Source organism: Haladaptatus rarus (assembly GCF_054177585.1).
In genome coordinates, this window is the sequence record NZ_JBPEHG010000002.1 from 307,587 (window position 1) to 323,860 (window position 16,274).

Genomic DNA, 16,274 nt, shown 5'->3' on the forward strand with positions numbered 1-16,274 from the left:
TCGGTGATTTTGTGTGGTCGTGCTTCGTCTCACTTCCACGGATTCGTCACGAGGTCGGTCTGTACGTCGACACCGACTTCGATTCGGCAATCCTCTCGTGCCCGTGCGATACAGAGCAGGACGTAGCCCTCGTCACGAAAACGGGATTTCAGTGCTTTCGGTGGTCGCGTATGTTCGATTCGACCGTCGAGGAGTCGCCCCGTACAGGTCGCACACGCGCCGATTCGACAGCCGAAGGGTAGCCCGACCGCCACACCCTCTGCCGCGTCGAGTATCGACTGTTCGCCGTCGGTGTGGACGAGTTCGGTGCGCCCGTCGCGCCAGTGGAGTTCGACGCGATGGCTCACTGCCACACGTCGCTCGTGCAGTCGCCGTCGGGCCACCGGATCTCGTGTGCGCGGGCCGGACCGTTCGGCATCTCACCGAAGTCAACGAGGAAGTCCTCGTCCAGGGTCATCGTGCCTTTCCGTGGGTTCACGTCGGCTTTGAGCATCACCGACCCCTTCTCGCCCTCCTCCGGGAAGAACTGGTTGTCCCACGTGGAGAACAACGAGGTCGTCCAGTAGAGCCGTTCACCGTCGATGGACAACTGTAGCATCTGTGGCCCTGCGATGACCGGCCGGTCGTCCTCGCCGGTTGGGTGGCGCGGGCCGTAGAGACCGCCAGCCCACACCTGATCGACGAGCCGTGGGTTCTTCGGGTCGCTCACGTCGTACATCCGCACGTCGCCGTGGAGCCAGTTCGAGAAGAACAGGTATCGGTCGTCCATCGAGACGAGGAGGTCGGTGATGAGACCCGGTACCGGCATATCCCAGTCCTCGTGCTCGCGCGGTTCGATGTCGATCACCTTCTCGGCGTGCCACTCGCCATCCTCTTCGTAGAAGTGGAACATGTTCGACGAGAGTGCCGCGCCCACGTAGCCGTGGGCTGCCTCGGGGCTGTGGAGGAATCGGACTTCGAGCGGTATCAACCCCTCTTCGCCCAGGTCGATAGTCTGCTCGAGAGTCTGGTTCGTCCAGTCCCAGAAGTGGATACTGTGGCCGTACTTGCCCGCCTCCACGTCTTCCAGGTCGAAGCCGGGATAGTAGGTCTTCGGCGCACCCCACTCACTCGACACCATCACGTTGTGCCGGGGTTGGTACCAGTAGTCGTAGTTGAATTCGATATCGCCCGGCGAGTCCCACCGCCCTTCGATCTCGAAGTCCTCGTTCAGTTCGAGGAAGCCACCCGGCAGGTCGCCCTCTGCGTTACCGAGCATCGAGACGAGTATCTCGCCATCCGGAATGCAGTGGACGGTGTGCGGTGCCGAGAGGTCGTACTCGTACACCTCCTCCGGTTCGATGGTCTTTACGATCTCGGGGCTCTCGCGGTTCTTCGTGTCCACGATGTGGAGTCGGGACGACCGCTGGCCCGGAACGACGAGGTGTCGGCGCTCCAGTCCTTCGACGTGGCAGGACGACGAACAGGCGTTCCAGCCGAAGTGATGTAGCTCGTCGCCTTTGTTCGGCATCTCCACTCGATCGATGACCTCGCAGTAGGTGTCGGACTCAGGGTCGACGTCCACGACTGACAGGAAGTCCGGTGCGTCGACGTCGGTGCCGACGTACAGCGATGGTACGTAGGCGATCTTCTCGCGCTCGGCCTGCTCGATGGCCGCCTGTGGCGTGGCGTACCCCGGCCCCTCTACCTCGTGGTGGTGTTCGTGGTGCTCGTGCGCTCCGCTTTCTGGTGATTCGGTGTCACTCACTGTTCCTCCCCTCGGGGATGAGGTACGCTACCGATTATCGTGATGTGACGTGTAGCGGCAAATATTGCCGCTAACATCTCCGGCTATCCGCTATCTATCGAAGCAAAATGAAATGAATCCGTGTCGTCAGTAGCTGATTACTCGTACAGCCACGGTTCGTCGACTCGCTCGTAGTCGATGAGTTCGTCATCGTCGAAGAACAACGAGATCTCACGTTCGTTGGAGCCTTCTTCGGTGTCCGAGCCGTGGATGACGTTCCGACCGAGGTCGAGTCCGAAGTCGCCGCGGATCGTTCCCGGCGCGGACTCGGCGGGGTCGGTCTCACCCATCATCTTGCGAACCTGTGCGACTGCATCCTGTCCCTCCCAGACCATCGCGAAGACTGGTCCGGAGGTGATGAAGCCCACGAGGCCTTCGAAGAAGGGTTTGCCCTCGTGCTCGCCGTAGTGTTCCTCGGCGAGTTCCTGGTCGATCTGCATGAACTTCCCGCCGACCATCTTCAGACCGCGGTCTTCGAATCGGGAGACGATCTCACCGATGAGGCCGCGCTGGACGCCGTCGGGCTTGACCATCACGAAGGTTCGCTCGCTCATTCGTTACCACCACTACCGCCTTCCTCGGTCCATTCGAGGTCGCGCGGTTCCCGGCCAAGGTCGGCGTTCTTCTCGCACTTCGATGAACAGTAGTGGATGGTCGTTCCGTCCGTCCGGACGAACATCGTCCCCGTACCGGGTTCGATGTCGTCTCCGCAGTAGTCACACTCTCGTGTCTGTGGCATTATTGTCCTCCGATGGAGTCTGCCTCGCGTGCGGTCTCACGCAACTGGAGCACGTCGCCCTCACGGACGGGGCCAAGACAGTTGCGCGTGATGATGCGCCCTTGATTCTCGCCCTCTCGGATGCGGCACTTGACCTGCATGGCCTCGCCGTGCATCCCAGTCTTGCCGACGATTTCGATGACCTCGGCGGAGGTGGAATCCTCCTGTCCGGTCTCTTCAGCACTCATCGTCTACCACCTCACCGCAGTTCCTCGACCTTGGAGGCGATATCGTCTACGTCCTCGCCAGCCTCGCCCGCATCGACGATGGCTGCGGCGGCACTGCCGACTTCGAGTCCAGCGGCGTGGCCGACATCGTCCTGCGTCTCGACGAAGATAAAGGGGATACCCTTCTCGTCTGCGAGTTCGGGCAGGTGCATGACGATCTCTTCCGGCTGGACGTCCTCGGCGACGTAGATGAGGTCTGCGTTACCCCGTTCGACTGCCTTGGTCGTCTCGTTCGTTCCTTTCTTTACGCTTCCGGTGTCCCGTGCGACTTCGAGCGCCTCGAGCGCTCGGTCTTGAAGGTCAGCTGGGACGTCGTAGTTGACGTATACTGGCATAGGTTGTTCACCTCCCTGTGCGCTGGCTCAGGCTCCCCTGCCAGATGAATCCTGTATGGCTAGGAGCATCATCAACCCCGCACAGGTTGTACCCTTCAGTAGATTATGCCCCCATAAAAACGCTTTCAAATAGACGACGGGGTGCTACGCTAGCGCACGCCCCCACGTCGGGTGATTTCGGACGAATCCATTGTCAGTTATCTGTGGGATATTCGTCGCACAACAGACCGTAAAACAGCACGTCGCGGTAGTCGCCGCGCGAGAACACGTGATCTCGCAACCGACCTTCCTGCGCGAATCCCAGTCGCTCGACGAGGGCTTGCGAGGCCTCGTTGAAAGCTGCAACCTTTGCGACGATTCGATGAAGCCCTCTCGTATCGAAGGCGTAGTCGAGCAAGAGCGACACCGCCTCCGTGGCGTATCCCTCTCCCTGCCAATCGGTATCTATCCAATAGGCGATCTCGCCGTGGTCTCGTTCGATGCCGAACAGACTCGCTTCACCGATGGGTTCGCCGTCGACACAGACGACGAAGTTCGCATCGCCGTTGTTCGCGGTTATCGTGTTCTCGTAGAACTCCTCGACCTGTTCGTGGGAGTACGGCTGGAGGAAGCCGAGTGACCTCCGAAGGTCGGGGTTACTCCGTGCTTGCTGCAGGAGGTCGAGATCCTCCCGTTCGGTCGTACGCAATTCGACGCGGTCGCCTTCGAGAAAGACGGGGCCGGGCATACCTGAGACGAGACGGAAGAGTGACAAAATCGTTTCACATCGCTCACAGCAAATTGCCGACCGAAACGTCTTCGAGAAATCTGAATGACTGTTTTGACGCGGCGGCCCGTACTTCGAGGTATGAATGGGAAGGAATGGGAGCCATGAGTGGGGAAGGCATAGAGTCCAGAGGAGAAGGAGGGATGGAGACTACGGGAGGAAGCAGGGAAGAACGAGAACACGCTCACCATCCAGCGACGGCGGACTGGCCACAGGGGTTCGGCGAAGCGTCGTGGTGGCCCTTCGTCTCCGCGGTCGGGGCGGCAGGGCTGTATGCCGGTGCCGGACTGTACGTGCTGAGCCACGGCGGAAACGACTACGCTCCGGCGATGTCCGGCCCTGCCGTCTTCGTCGCAAGTACGGTAGTCTTTCTCGTCGGACTCTACGGCTGGCTCTATCACGGCTTCGTCGACCACTACTGGAGTCGAGAGGCGACCGGTGGGACGAAACTCCGGTGGGCGATGATCCTGTTTCTCGGCACCGAACTGGCGACGTTCGGCGCGGGGTTCGTCTACTACTTTTTCATCCGCACGGGCGCGTGGCCACCGACCGGGCAGACCATCCCACCCCTGCTGAACTCGCTCGTCCTCGTCAACACCCTCATCCTCGTCGTCAGTAGCGTCACCCTGCACTTCTCGCACGTCGCGCTCCATCGAGGGAACCGAACGCGATTCGTCGGTCTCCTCGCTTTGACCGTCGCGCTCGCCGTCGTCTTCCTCGGTGGACAGCTGTTCGAGTACTACGAGTTCATCGTCCACGAGGGCTTTACGCTCACGTCCGGCGTCTTCGGAAGCGCATTCTTCGGCTTGACGGGGTTGCACGGACTGCACGTCACACTCGGCGTCGTTCTCATGGCGATCTTGCTGGTTCGTGCGCTGGTCGGACAGTACGACGCGGACCGTGACACTTCGATCAGCACGGTCTCGATGTACTGGCACTTCGTGGACGCAGTCTGGATATTCCTCGTCGTCTCCATCTACGCCGGGGCGTCGCTCACTGGGTGAGTGTGAAACGTTGCCAGTGCCAGAAAGCATTTATTTAACGACGATGTCGGTGCAAATGGCGAGGTCCCCGCAGAGTGCGAGTGGGTCTGGCGCCATCACCCGACTCCACCTCGCCACGACTCCTGACCTTTTACCGGTTCATCGAAGAAGAGAAACATCCTTGCGACAGCCTTCCGAAGGCCGAGTATGGACGTCTCGTCTGTGGCGACCGCCCTGAAAGCAGAAGCCCGCCAGTCGAACGAGCGACGACTGCTCGTGCTCGCTGGTAATCGAGATTCGGGGTACGACGCCGCCAGACGAGCATTCGACGCGGCGACGATTCCGCGAGCGAAAACGACGCAGGTCGGCCCACAACACGTCCTCGATTGCGAACAGGTCACTCAACAGCAGGCGGGAACCCTGCTCGGAACGACCCACGAGGCCATCGTCTTCGACGCGCACGACGAACTCCAACCAAACGCATTGGGGCGGGTCGTCGGCGCGGTCGATGGCGGTGGCCTGTTCGTTCTTCTCACCCCGTCGCTCGATTCGTGGGCCACCCGGCGGGACGAGTTCGACGAGACGCTCGCAGTGCCACCGTTCGAAGTCGAGGACGTGACGGGGAACTTTCGAACACGCTTCGTCGCCACCCTCCGCGCGCATCCCGGCGTCGCAATCCTGAACGTGGATTCGGGAACCGTCGAGGACGACGGCCTGACTCACCCCGCCCCGCGACTGACACAGCAGAAACGCGAGTTCCCGACGCACGAATTTCCACGAGCCGCCTACGAAGCCTGCCTCACCGACGACCAGATGACGGCGGTGCGTGCCCTCGAAGTACTTCGCGGACAGAGTGACTCGAAACACGACGAACGAGACGAATCGGAACGCGGAGAGCAGGAACGAGCAGTCGTCGTCGAGGCCGACCGCGGACGGGGGAAATCGAGCGCCGCCGGAATCGCGGCAGGCTGTTTCGCCGCAGAGGGAGACGACGTACTCGTCACTGCTCGGAGCTATCGGAGTGCCCGCGAGGTGTTCGTCCGGGCGAGTGCAGTGCTCGATACGCTGGACGAACTCGCCGACACCGACCACGACCCACCGACGCGGATCGAGTCGGGCGCAGGTGGCAGCGTTCGATTCGAGAAACCGACGGCGGCGGTCGATCCCGACTCACGCCCCGACGTGGTGCTGGTGGACGAAGCCGCCGCACTCTCGGTACGGCTGTTGGAGCGTTTTCTCGAATTTCCCCGTGTCGCGTTCACGACCACCGTCCACGGCTACGAGGGTGCCGGGCGTGGCTTCTCGGTTCGGTTTCGCGACCGACTCGCCGGGACCGGCCACGATGTGACCGACGTGAGCATGGTCGAGCCGATACGGTACGCGCCGGGCGACCCCGTGGAGGTGTGGGCGTTCCGCGCACTCGCACTCGATGCCCGGCCCGCAGTCGAACCGCTCGTCGCGGATGCGACTCCCGACGAGGCCGAGTATCGAGCGTTCGAGCCGGACGACCTGCTCGAAGACGAGAACCGCCTCCGCGAGACGTTCGGCCTGCTGGTTCTCGCTCATTACCGAACCGAACCGGCAGACCTCGCACGGCTGCTCGACGCACCGAACGTCGCGGTGCGAGCACTCTGCTGGCGTGGCCATGTCGTCAGTGTCGCGCTGCTGGCGCGGGAAGGGAACCTCCCCGCGAGCGTGCGCGACCACATGTACGACGGCGGGCGCGTGAAGGGGAACATGCTCCCCGACGTTCTCACGACGCAGTTGCGAGATTTCGAGGCTGGAGTTCCGGAGGGGATGCGCGTCATGCGGATCGCCACTCACCACGCCGTGCGGTCGTCCGGACTCGGATCGCGCCTACTCGGCGAGATCCGGCGCGAATTCTCGACCCTCGACTGGCTCGGAACGGGATTCGGTGCGACCCCCGAACTGCTCCGTTTCTGGAGCGAGAACGGCTATCGAACCGTCCAGCTCTCGACCACGCGCAACGACGCCAGCGGCGAGTACTCGGCGCTCATGCTCGACCCGCTCAGCGATGCGGGGGGCGACCTGTACGACCGCCACGCTCGGCATTTCGCGGAACGAATCGTGTCGGTGCTCACGGATGCCCTCCGCGACATGGAACCGGACGTGGTGCGGGAGGCGCTTCGGGCGACAGACACCACGATCTCGCTGGCGCTCTCGGATTGGGAGTGGCGACTCGTCGCCGCCAGCGCCTACGGGCCGGGGCAGTTCGACCACGGCCCCGACCCCTTCCGGCGACTGGTCGTGAAGCAGCTCGTCGATCCAGCCGATTCGAACCTGCTCTCGGCCGACCAAGAGCGTCTGCTGGTGCGGAAGGTGTTGCAGGCCCACCGATGGCCGGGTGTCGCTGACGAACTCGGATACCACTCAGCGGGGGAGGCCATGCGGGCATTAGGCAAGGCGTTCCAGCCACTCGTCGACCAGTATGGGAACGACACCGCCCAAGCGGAAGTCGGGCGGTACACCGATTAGGGGCGACACCCAATGGTCGGGTGATGGAGTGCGCCGAGGACGACTGCGACGACGAGGCGGCGGTTCGCCTGCACATCCCCTGGGCCGAGAATCGAGAGGTTTGCACCAGCCACGCGCGGGTGCTGGCTCAAAAGGACGGTGTCGTGGCAGAACCGCTCAAGGATGTCGAGTGGAAGTAGAGAGGAGGCGATCTTCTCGCTACTGACCTCAGTATCGTGGCCGAGACCGCGGAACGAGCACGTTCAGCGAGTTCCGCGTTCGACGGGGGAAAGCAGGCGGTGCGGTGCCTGGCGGGTGAAGGGCGAAAGAGAGAACGACGAGCGAAGCGAGTCGTGAGCGACTGAGGGCTTCGTTTTGCCCTAGCGATAGTCTGCGTAGAATCGTTCGACTCCAGTGATTCGCTCTCGGAAAACTACCGAACCAGCAGAGAGACTACCGGTCGAGAGGCTAGCTGATGGTGGAGCAAAGCGAAGCCTGCGGAAGAAAAAAGCTCTTCCGCGGCCGAGGAAATCGGAGATTTCCTCCTGCCCTCGGTCGTCGCTCCTTTCAGTCGCTCCTCCCCCGCCCGTCATCCGCCAGGTTCGGTCCTGCCCTCCCCCGTCGAGGACGGGACTCACCGGACTGGTTCGTCCCGTCCTCGTGGCCGTGAAGGGAGTCAACGATTCGTGAAACGCGACAGGTGGTCGAGATCCGAGAAAAACGCCGCTCCGTCGGTCTATTCGTGTGTGAAGTAGGTCACGATCTCGTCCTCGTCGTGGCGATCCACGCGAGCGAAGCCGACGCGCTCGAACTGGACGACGTCGTCCACGTCGGTTTCCGCGAAGTCGGGTTCCGCGTGGCCGTCCACGTCCCCGTCCATGGTTCGCATTCGAACCGGGACGGTCGCCTCGGCGGGTACCCAGTGGATCACGTCCACGCCCTCGTCGCGGACGGCGCTGATGTCGTCGCCCGTGTACTGGAGGGCGTCGCGGGTGTGGCGGAAACAGCCCAGTCCCTTCAACCAGACGCGCTCGTTGTGGTCGGGGATATCCTTGGATTCGATGCGGACTGCCTCTCCGGCGGGGATGTGGCGCGTGCCTCTATCCTCGTGGTCGGGGTGAACCGGCGGTTCTGCGACCTCGGGATGGTCGCCGATGAGGGGGTACTCCACCCCGTCGCGGACAAAGAAGAATCGCGGTGCCTCGTCGTCCACGAGATCGCGGTTCTTGGCGTAGATGGTGCTCATCGCCAGATCGACGTTGCTCGTGGAGGTGCCGAGTTCGGCCATCGCCTCGGTGATCGCCTCGCCGCGGATGCCGCGCCTGCGCACGCTCTGGAGCGTGGGTGCGCGTGGGTCGTCCCAGCCGTCGAGTTCGCCCTTTCGAACGAGTTCGCCGATGGTCGAGGTGGACATCTTGATGTCGTACTCGTCTACCTGGACGTGCCCCCAGTGGATGGTCTCAGGGTACTCCCAGTCGAAGTAGTCGTAGACGAATCGCTGGCGCTTCGCGGAGTCCTGCAGGTCGATCCCGCGGATGATATGTGTGATACCTTTCAGGTGGTCGTCGATACCGGACTGGAAGTCGAGCATGGGCCAGCAGCGGTACTCAGCGGCCTCCGGCCGGGGGTGGGGCGTATCGACGATTCGGAAGGCCACCCAATCGCGGAGTGCGGGGTTCTTGTGCTCGATATCTGTCTTCACGCGGAGCACCAACTCGCCCGAACTGTACTCCCCGGCGATCATGTCCTCGAACTCGGCCATCGTCGTCGCGGGGTCTTTGTCGCGGTGCGGGCACGGCTTCGCGTCGTTTTTCAGGTCCGAGAACTCCTCACCCGAGCACGAGCAGGTGTACGCGCCGCCCTTCTCGATGAGGTCGCGGGCGTGGTCATAGTAGATTTCGAGACGGTCGGAGGCCTTCATCACCTCGTCGGGTTCGAAGCCGAGGTATTCCACGTCCTCTAAGATATCGTCGTAGGCGTCCAGGTCGGGGCGTTTCGTCTCGGGGTCGGTGTCGTCGAAGCGAACGAGGAACCAGCCGTCGTAGATGTCCTTGTACGTCCCGATGACGGCTGGCATCCGACCGTGCCCGATGTGCCACGGGCCGTTGGGGTTCGGCGCACAGCGCATGCGCACCTGTTCGTACTCCTCGGCGTTCGGCAGGTCGGGGAGCACTCGGTCGTCTTCCTCGTCTTCGGCATCCAGTTCCTCGACGAGTTCGGGGTCGAGGTCGGCGAGTCGCTCTCGCTTGCCTTCAGCGTCCAACTGGTTCACCTGCGCGACGACCTTCCCCGCGATTCCCGGAACCTCGCTTCCGTACTCGCGGAACTCGGGATTCTCTCCCATCAGCGACCCCATGATGGCACCGACATCCGCGTCGCTGTCGTGTTTTAGCGCGTTGAACAGCGCGTGTTTCTCCGCTTCGGTCTCGACTCGGGTGCGTAACTCGTCGTCCATTACCGAATCGTATTCCTGCCCGTCTCAAAACTCCCGCGAATCCGCCACAAGACTCAAACGGTTATTGTAGTCTTGAGAACAAATAAACCATCACGTAGATATCCTCTAGCATGCACAGGTCGATTCCTGCGATACTCGTCGCAGTGATGCTCGTTCTCGCTGGCTGTGCCGGTAGTGGCAACCTCTCGGGCAACGATGCGGCAAGATCCAGTGGGAGCAAGCTAGGGTACGCCGTCGGCGGCGCGAACGACATCAACAACTTCCGGAACAACGTCGAAGAGGAGAAGCTTCCCCTGCCCTCCGACGTGACCCACGAAGGACTGTTCCACGACTACTACTTCGACACCGGCGGTGACGGCCAGTGTTCCGAGTTGTTCTGTCCAGCCTACAGCACTGCCACGCTCCGTGACCCACTCTCGAACGAGACGGAGCGATACATGACCGTCAGTCTCAACTCCGGTATCTCGAAGAAAGCGTTCGAGCGAAAGCGGCTGAACCTCGTCGTCGTCCTCGACGTGTCAGGGTCGATGCAAAGCGAATTCGGTCGCTACTACTACGACGGCGGCGAGAAGAAGACCGTCGCGGAAGAAGAGCGAACGAAGAAGATCGAGGCAGCGACGCAGGCACTCGCCGACCTGACGACCCACCTTCGTGGCGACGACAGGTTGGGTGTCGTCGTCTACAACGAGAACGCTCGCACGGTCATCGACCTGCAACGCGTGGACGAGATGAACATGGAGCAGGTCAGGGGGCGGATTCGAGAGATACAGGCCGATGGGAGCACGAACCTCGAAGCGGGGATGGACACTGCGTCGGGGATGCTCGAACCGTATCGCACGGCGAATCCGCAGGAGTACGAGAACCGCGTCATCTACCTCACCGACGCGATGCCGAACACCGGTGACACGAGCCTCGTAGGGTTCGAAAACGATCTCGAAGGGCAAGCAGCCGACGGTATCTACTCGACGTTCATCGGCGTCGGTATCGACTTCAACTCGGAGCTGGTGAACGCCATCACCGACGTTCGAGGCGCGAACTACTACGCCGTCCACTCGAACGAGCAGTTCGCCGAGCGCATGGACAGCGGATTCGAGTACATGGTGACTCCGCTCGTGTTCGACCTCTCGCTCGCCGTCGATTCCGATGGCTACGAGATCGAGAACGTGTATGGCTCACCGAGTGCGGACGAGGCGACCGGCGAACTGATGTCTGTGAACACGCTGTTCCCCTCGCAGACGAAGGAAAATCGGACGAAAGGTGGTGTCGTCCTCGTCCAACTGAACCGCGCGGCACCCGCCTCGGAACTCACACTCACCGTGTCGTACGAAGACCGTACCGGAAAACAGTACGAGAACGAGAAGACGGTCACGTTCGCCGAGCGGTCGCCACCGCACGCCGACAACACCGCCATCCGCAAAGCGGTATTGCTGGCCCAGTACGGTGATCTGATGCAAAATTGGATTCGCTACGAACGCGCACAGTTGGCTGGCGAGAACGTGGAGACACCCGGTGATGGCGTCGAACCCGCATCGACCGCGTCCGACCTCGGCGAGTGGGAGCGACGTTCGACCGACCTGCAGGTGTCGCCGACCTACGCCGACCGTATCGACCGGTTCGAACGACATTTCGAATCGGAGATGGGAGTCATCGGTGACGACTCGCTGAAACGCGAGTTGGCGATATTGCAGTCGCTGTTGGAACACGAATCGACCGGAGACGAGTAGTCCCTGGCCAAAAAGTCAGCAGCTCAGTAGCCGCGTTCGATGAGGTAGTCTGCGATCTCTTTGAGCAGGTACCGAGACTCGTTGTCCTGCAACACGTCGAGGTGGTCTTTCCCACGCTGGACGAGCTCCTGTGCCGTCTCCGTCGCGTAGTCGATACTACCCGCGTCGTCGAGTTGCTGCACCGCTTCCTTGATGTCTTCTTCGGTCACGTCGCCGACTTCGTCGGCCTCGACCAGCGAATCCACGTCGACGCCCTGGTTGCGGGCGTGGAGTGTGATGATGGTCTGTTTGTTCTCGACCAGGTCGCTTCCGCGCTGTTTGCCGAGTTTCTCACTCGGCACCGTCAGGTCGAGCACGTCGTCCTGAATCTGGAAGGCCCGCCCCACGTCGATGCCGTATCGGTAGAGCGCTTCCGTGGTCTCTTCGTCCGCACCGAGCAAGACGGCGGGAACCTTCGCCGCCGCACCATAGAGCACGGCGGTCTTGTTCTCGATCATCTCCAGATACTCCTCGGGGAGCACGTCCGGACGCTCTTCGAACGCGACGTCGAGCGCCTGTCCCTCGCAGATTCTCGTACAGGTCGATGCGAGCACGTCGAGTGCATCGACACATCGCTCCGGCGCGGCGTCGGTGTCCAGCATGATCTCGAACGCTTTCGAGTAGAGGGTGTCACCGGCCAGGATTGCCGTCTCGGTGTCGTAGGCACGGTGGACGGACGGAACGCCCCGACGCAGGTCGTCGTCGTCCATGATATCATCGTGGATGAGGGTGAACGACTGGATGACCTCGATACTCACCGCGGCGGCCATCACGTCCACCTCCGTTCCGTCGAGCGCCGGGAACTTCCGGTAGGCTTCCGACATGGGTTCGACATCCAGCAATGCGTCTGCCACCAACAGCAGCACCGTCGGTCGGAGACGTTTCCCGCCTGCATCGAGCAGATACCGCGACGCTTCGTAGAGGCGCTCCGGTTCGACGATGGGAAGCTCCTCCACGATGGCCTCGTTGACCAGCTCGCGACGCTGTTCGACCGTCTGCATGACGAGTTCTTCGCGTGTTTCCGTGCTCGCGTCTGTCATATCAATCGACTAGCTGGATGAGGTTGCCGTTTCGCGTGGCGTGAAGGTCTCGACCGAGGCGGTAGCCTTGGTTCTCACAGAGATCCACGTACGGCGCGTACCCCTTCATGTTCTGGTGAGCCGGGATGACGTTCTGCGGTTGCAGTGCGTCGAGCATCTCGTAGTGACCTTCCTCGCGGAGGTGGCCGGAGACGTGCACGTCGTCGTAGATTCGTGCACCCTGCATCTTCAGGAGGCGCTCGGACTGGTAGCGCTGTCCCTCGTTCGTCGGCTCCGGGATGACACGCGCGGAGAAGACGACCTTGTCACCGTCTTCGAGCTGGAACGGCGTCTCGCCGCGACCCATCCGGGTCAACATCGCGCGGGGTTCGCCCTGGTGGCCGGTGACGATGGGGAGGTAGTTCTCCTTGCCTTCCTTCATGATGCGCTTGAAGGTTCGGTCGACCGACTTGCGGTGGCCGAACATGCCCATCTCTTCGGGGAAGTCGACGAAGTTCAGTCGTTCTGCGGTGCCGGAGTACTTCTCCATCGAGCGTCCGAGCAGAACCGGAGTGCGTCCGATATCCTGTGCGAACTCGACGAGACTCTTCACGCGGGCGATGTGGCTGGAGAAGGTCGTCGCCACGATACCGCCGTCATAGTCCTGGACGCTGTATAGAACGTCTTTCAGGTGTCGGCGAGCGACCGATTCGCTCGGCGTGCGACCCTTGCGTCCTGCGTTCGTACAGTCCTCGATGTACGCGAGGACGCCGTTGCCTTCACGTCCGATCTCACGGAACCGCTTCATGTCGATGGGGTCGCCGAGAACCGGCGAGTGGTCCATCCGCTTGTCCAGTCCGTAGACGATCGCGCCCTCGGGCGTGTGAACCACGGGGTTGATGGCGTCGATGATGGAGTGAGTGACGTTGACGAACTCCAGTTCCACCTCGTCGCCCAGCTGCATCGTCTCGCCCGCTTCCATTTTCATGAGGTCGTTTTCGACCCCGAACTTCTCCTCGCCCTGAATCTGCTGTTTCACCAGTTCGATGGTGAACGGCGAGGCGACGATGGGTGCGTTGTATCGGTGCGCCAATTTGCTGATGGCACCGATGTGGTCCAGGTGACCGTGCGTCGGGACGATGGCTTTCACGTCGCCTTCGAGATCGGACATGACCCGGTCGTCCGGAATCGCGCCCATGTCGATCAAGTCGAGGCTGTGTAGCTTCTCGGTCTCGACGTTGTCGTGAAGCAGTACTTTCGACAGGTTCAGTCCCATGTCGAAGATAACCACGTCATCACCCGCGCGCACGGCAGTCATCTGCCGTCCAACTTCTTCGTAGCCGCCGATTGTTGCGATTTCGATTTCCATAGTTTGCTTTCCTCGAGCACTGAAATGCCACACTGCGTGGCGGTTGCGTTGCTCACTGAAACTCTCGCGGGGCCGCGAGCGTCAGACCCCGGCGTCTTACAGCACGTCGGTCTGGCACTCGCGCGCGACGGGGGCCGCACACCCGCGAGTTGCCCAGTCTAGCCGCACCTACGCCCCGGGGTAATAAAAACTGCGGGGATTGCGTTCTACGCAAGCAACTAGCACGTCCTATCACGTCGTCGTATCGACCCGAAAAACATCTCGACGCTCCGTTCGAACCGATAGCTCCGAGAACGACGTCCTGCTGTCGTTGAAAGATTTCGTCGATCTCTTCGAAACGAGTTCCCGCAGTGACGATGTCCTCGAAAGCCCCCGGTCGCTCGCCGGGCCGGTCTCGCGTTGCTCGTCCGGTCGCCGCTCACGTTCGTTCGCGGCGCACTCGCTGTGCGCTTCGCTACGCACCAGTGCTTGGCTTTATCCGTTCGAACAACCGTGAAATAGTACATTTCAGTACAAAATAGTACAACGCCAAGAATCGGATGTTGGTGAATGTTCCGAGGAGAAACAGATCGGTAGATCGCTCGTTACGCTCGTGCCAGCAGTTGCACCCACTGGTCGGCGTGGAGTGATACGATGTCGAAGCCAGCGTCCTCGGCCATCGCCCGCAGGTCGTCCGGTTGGTACAGCGTGAATCGCCGGTCGTCCTCGTCGTAGGTGGTGCCGTCGCGCTCGCCGTCGCCGCGTTTGACCGAGAGGTGGACGCGGCCGCCGGGGCGGAGCACCCGCCGGAATTCTGCGAGGGTATCGGGCGCGTCGTTCCGGGGGACGTGGAGGAAGGACGCGCAGGCCCACAGCCCGTCGAAGGAATCCGATTCGAGGCCGGTCTGGCGCATGTCCATCCGGGCGAACGATGCGCTGGGGGCCTGGTCGCGTGCCGCACGGAGGAAGTTCGGCGTGAGGTCGATTCCGACCACCTCGTGCCCGCGAGCGGCGAACGTGGCCGACTCCCAACCGGGACCACAGCCGACGTCGGCGATCAGGGCGCGCTCATCGTCCGTGGCGTCCTCGACGACAGCGAGGAATCGCTCGACCAGCTCCTCGATACTCGAGCGGTCGGCGTGGCGCTCTCGGTACTCGTCTGCGACCGACTGGTAGGTCGAGATCGTTCCAGGGTCTGTCATCTCTCGCACGGGACGATGTGATGGTTCCCCTTAGTTGGCACTGTCGCAGAACGTGATGGTCAGTTACGTGGGTGAACTCGGATGTGTCACCGAATTCAGTGCGTCGGTGAACTTCGACACCTCACCGCGATTCAGTCACGAGCAGGTATGCCAACAGCACGAGCAGTGCGAACTCCGAGGCGAGTGCGAGGAACTCCACCGGGCCAGCGAAGAGATGGTCGAGGAGAGATGGCACGAGTGGGCCTGCGTGCTCCGTTCCGGGGCCGGAAAAGAGCAGGGGTCGATGCCCACCTACGTGCCAGCCGAAGTAGCCGACGATGTACACGACCATGAGAACGATCCCACCGGCGTACAGCGGCCGCCGATTGGCCCCAGCGGCGGCGAGGAACAGCCCGATGATTATCGCCGCTCCCGAGAGCACGAACAGCGGCCACCGCAGATCGCGGGGAATCAGAAATCCGGCCATCACCCACCGCGTCCAGTTGAGCACGCCCAACGAAAGGTGGATCACCGCGACGACGACCGCGAGTTGGGCGGTGACGAAGTGGACTGGCGAGATGCTGTCGGAATCCATCAGGACGACTAGAGGAGCGGTGGGATAAAACGATTCACCTTCGCTAGTGGGTTCGGACATTTTCTTCGTCCTAGGTCTGGCAATGGAGTCGTGCTTCGTCTCTGTTTTTCTGACGGATGAGCGACTGCAGTTACAGAGCCCCAGAAAGCCCTCGTGGGCTATGCCACCGGAAGACGTCATCAGAAATCGGAGATCTCTGATCGGCACACAAGCGCTTCGCTCTCGTGGACGTTCCTGCTCACTGCGTTGTGCGGGCGTGTGACTTCCGTGGTCACACTCACTCCGTCCGGGTGACTCGCGCGCCCCCTACTGCGCTCCTCACCTCGCTTCGCTCTGTTGCGGTGCTTACGGTGTCGTGCTTCGCCTACCTCCCTCACGGTTTCACCGTTCCCAACCGAGGCGCGAAGCGCCGTGATCGACCGGAGGCATTCGAAGACATCTTGACCGCAATCGTTCACTCACCAGAAGTCACCCGAATGCGGCGCGATACGTGACTGTGAGCTTTCTGTGACGCCATAACTCCGGTAGTAACCTTCGTATCGAGACGAACCAAGCCCTTACCA

The 16,274-nt window shown here is 61.8% G+C and carries 16 protein-coding genes; 4 read left to right on the forward strand and 12 right to left on the reverse strand.

Annotated elements, in window-relative coordinates:
- Positions 1-29: 29 nt before the first annotated feature.
- From ACR3FE_RS06775 to ACR3FE_RS06805, 7 genes are all read right to left on the reverse strand, one after another.
- A complete protein-coding gene (locus ACR3FE_RS06775) occupies positions 30-353 on the reverse strand; it encodes a 2Fe-2S iron-sulfur cluster-binding protein (protein ID WP_458206320.1) in 324 nt (107 codons plus the stop codon).
- Entirely contained in the window at positions 344-1,747 is a 1,404-nt protein-coding gene (locus ACR3FE_RS06780; protein WP_458206321.1) for a selenium-binding family protein, read from the reverse strand. The genes ACR3FE_RS06775 and ACR3FE_RS06780 overlap by 10 nt, the downstream gene beginning before the upstream one ends.
- Positions 1,748-1,884: 137 nt before the next feature.
- The gene (gene ndk, locus ACR3FE_RS06785) at positions 1,885-2,340 is read right to left on the reverse strand and encodes a nucleoside-diphosphate kinase (RefSeq protein ID WP_458206322.1); all 456 of its coding nucleotides are present in this window, start codon (positions 2,338-2,340) and stop codon (positions 1,885-1,887) included.
- A complete protein-coding gene (locus ACR3FE_RS06790; protein WP_458206323.1) occupies positions 2,337-2,525 on the reverse strand; it encodes a 50S ribosomal protein L24e in 189 nt (62 codons plus the stop codon). Before ACR3FE_RS06790 ends, ndk begins: the two co-directional genes overlap by 4 nt.
- On the reverse strand, positions 2,525-2,752 hold the full coding sequence (locus ACR3FE_RS06795) for a 30S ribosomal protein S28e (RefSeq protein ID WP_049970866.1): 228 nt from the start codon (positions 2,750-2,752) through the stop codon (positions 2,525-2,527). Before ACR3FE_RS06795 ends, ACR3FE_RS06790 begins: the two co-directional genes overlap by 1 nt.
- A gap of 11 nt (positions 2,753-2,763) precedes the next feature.
- Complete coding sequence (rpl7ae, locus tag ACR3FE_RS06800; protein WP_458206324.1) at positions 2,764-3,126, reverse strand: 50S ribosomal protein L7Ae; 363 nt, start codon at positions 3,124-3,126, stop codon at positions 2,764-2,766.
- Between the two features lie 193 nt (positions 3,127-3,319).
- The gene (locus tag ACR3FE_RS06805) at positions 3,320-3,853 is read right to left on the reverse strand and encodes a GNAT family N-acetyltransferase (RefSeq protein WP_458206325.1); all 534 of its coding nucleotides are present in this window, start codon (positions 3,851-3,853) and stop codon (positions 3,320-3,322) included.
- 182 nt (positions 3,854-4,035) lie between these two features.
- On the opposite strand from ACR3FE_RS06805, the gene ACR3FE_RS06810 reads away from it, so the two are divergent.
- The 3 genes from ACR3FE_RS06810 to ACR3FE_RS06820 all read left to right on the forward strand — a co-directional run bounded on the left by ACR3FE_RS06810 (position 4,036) and on the right by ACR3FE_RS06820 (position 7,550).
- Positions 4,036-4,896 carry a cytochrome c oxidase subunit 3 gene (locus ACR3FE_RS06810; protein ID WP_458206326.1) on the forward strand — a complete coding sequence of 287 codons (861 nt, stop codon included), beginning with the start codon at positions 4,036-4,038 and terminating at the stop codon, positions 4,894-4,896.
- A 186-nt stretch (positions 4,897-5,082) separates the two neighbouring features.
- Positions 5,083-7,371: a tRNA(Met) cytidine acetyltransferase TmcA gene (tmcA, locus tag ACR3FE_RS06815; RefSeq protein ID WP_458206327.1), complete on the forward strand. Its 2,289-nt coding sequence runs from the start codon at positions 5,083-5,085 to the stop codon at positions 7,369-7,371.
- Between the two features lie 23 nt (positions 7,372-7,394).
- Positions 7,395-7,550, forward strand: a complete 156-nt coding sequence (locus ACR3FE_RS06820; RefSeq protein WP_458206328.1) for a DUF8014 family protein — start codon at positions 7,395-7,397, stop codon at positions 7,548-7,550.
- 536 nt (positions 7,551-8,086) lie between these two features.
- Here the strand turns inward: ACR3FE_RS06820 and ACR3FE_RS06825 are convergent.
- Positions 8,087-9,805 carry a glutamate--tRNA ligase gene (locus tag ACR3FE_RS06825; protein ID WP_458206329.1) on the reverse strand — a complete coding sequence of 573 codons (1,719 nt, stop codon included), beginning with the start codon at positions 9,803-9,805 and terminating at the stop codon, positions 8,087-8,089.
- Positions 9,806-9,915: 110 nt separating this feature from the next.
- On the opposite strand from ACR3FE_RS06825, the gene ACR3FE_RS06830 reads away from it, so the two are divergent.
- On the forward strand, positions 9,916-11,529 hold the full coding sequence (locus tag ACR3FE_RS06830; protein ID WP_458206330.1) for a vWA domain-containing protein: 1,614 nt from the start codon (positions 9,916-9,918) through the stop codon (positions 11,527-11,529).
- 23 nt (positions 11,530-11,552) lie between these two features.
- On the opposite strand, the gene idsA3 is transcribed toward ACR3FE_RS06830, so the two are convergent.
- From idsA3 to ACR3FE_RS06850, 4 genes are all read right to left on the reverse strand, one after another.
- Positions 11,553-12,608, reverse strand: coding sequence for a geranylfarnesyl diphosphate synthase (gene idsA3, locus ACR3FE_RS06835; RefSeq protein WP_458206331.1), 1,056 nt, complete (start codon positions 12,606-12,608; stop codon positions 11,553-11,555).
- A 1-nt stretch (position 12,609) separates the two neighbouring features.
- Entirely contained in the window at positions 12,610-13,956 is a 1,347-nt protein-coding gene (locus ACR3FE_RS06840; protein WP_458206332.1) for an RNase J family beta-CASP ribonuclease, read from the reverse strand.
- A gap of 584 nt (positions 13,957-14,540) precedes the next feature.
- Positions 14,541-15,137 (reverse strand): class I SAM-dependent methyltransferase, encoded by a 597-nt coding sequence (locus tag ACR3FE_RS06845; protein ID WP_458206333.1) that lies wholly within the window; start codon positions 15,135-15,137, stop codon positions 14,541-14,543.
- A 121-nt stretch (positions 15,138-15,258) separates the two neighbouring features.
- Complete coding sequence (locus tag ACR3FE_RS06850; protein WP_458206334.1) at positions 15,259-15,711, reverse strand: hypothetical protein; 453 nt, start codon at positions 15,709-15,711, stop codon at positions 15,259-15,261.
- Positions 15,712-16,274 lie beyond the last annotated feature (563 nt).

What these genes read in the sequence shown, in the direction of transcription:
- ndk (WP_458206322.1), bottom strand. Translation starts at nt 2,340, where the DNA reads ATGAGCGAGCGAACCTTCGTGATGGTCAAGCCCGACGGCGTCCAGCGC.
- ACR3FE_RS06810 (WP_458206326.1), top strand. Translation starts at nt 4,036, where the DNA reads ATGGAGACTACGGGAGGAAGCAGGGAAGAACGAGAACACGCTCACCAT.
- ACR3FE_RS06845 (WP_458206333.1), bottom strand. Translation starts at nt 15,137, where the DNA reads ATGACAGACCCTGGAACGATCTCGACCTACCAGTCGGTCGCAGACGAG.
- rpl7ae (WP_458206324.1), bottom strand. Translation starts at nt 3,126, where the DNA reads ATGCCAGTATACGTCAACTACGACGTCCCAGCTGACCTTCAAGACCGA.
- ACR3FE_RS06825 (WP_458206329.1), bottom strand. Translation starts at nt 9,805, where the DNA reads ATGGACGACGAGTTACGCACCCGAGTCGAGACCGAAGCGGAGAAACAC.
- ACR3FE_RS06840 (WP_458206332.1), bottom strand. Translation starts at nt 13,956, where the DNA reads ATGGAAATCGAAATCGCAACAATCGGCGGCTACGAAGAAGTTGGACGG.
- idsA3 (WP_458206331.1), bottom strand. Translation starts at nt 12,608, where the DNA reads ATGACAGACGCGAGCACGGAAACACGCGAAGAACTCGTCATGCAGACG.
- ACR3FE_RS06850 (WP_458206334.1), bottom strand. Translation starts at nt 15,711, where the DNA reads ATGGATTCCGACAGCATCTCGCCAGTCCACTTCGTCACCGCCCAACTC.
- ACR3FE_RS06805 (WP_458206325.1), bottom strand. Translation starts at nt 3,853, where the DNA reads ATGCCCGGCCCCGTCTTTCTCGAAGGCGACCGCGTCGAATTGCGTACG.
- ACR3FE_RS06790 (WP_458206323.1), bottom strand. Translation starts at nt 2,525, where the DNA reads ATGCCACAGACACGAGAGTGTGACTACTGCGGAGACGACATCGAACCC.
- ACR3FE_RS06795 (WP_049970866.1), bottom strand. Translation starts at nt 2,752, where the DNA reads ATGAGTGCTGAAGAGACCGGACAGGAGGATTCCACCTCCGCCGAGGTC.
- tmcA (WP_458206327.1), top strand. Translation starts at nt 5,083, where the DNA reads ATGGACGTCTCGTCTGTGGCGACCGCCCTGAAAGCAGAAGCCCGCCAG.
- ACR3FE_RS06820 (WP_458206328.1), top strand. Translation starts at nt 7,395, where the DNA reads ATGGAGTGCGCCGAGGACGACTGCGACGACGAGGCGGCGGTTCGCCTG.
- ACR3FE_RS06830 (WP_458206330.1), top strand. Translation starts at nt 9,916, where the DNA reads ATGCACAGGTCGATTCCTGCGATACTCGTCGCAGTGATGCTCGTTCTC.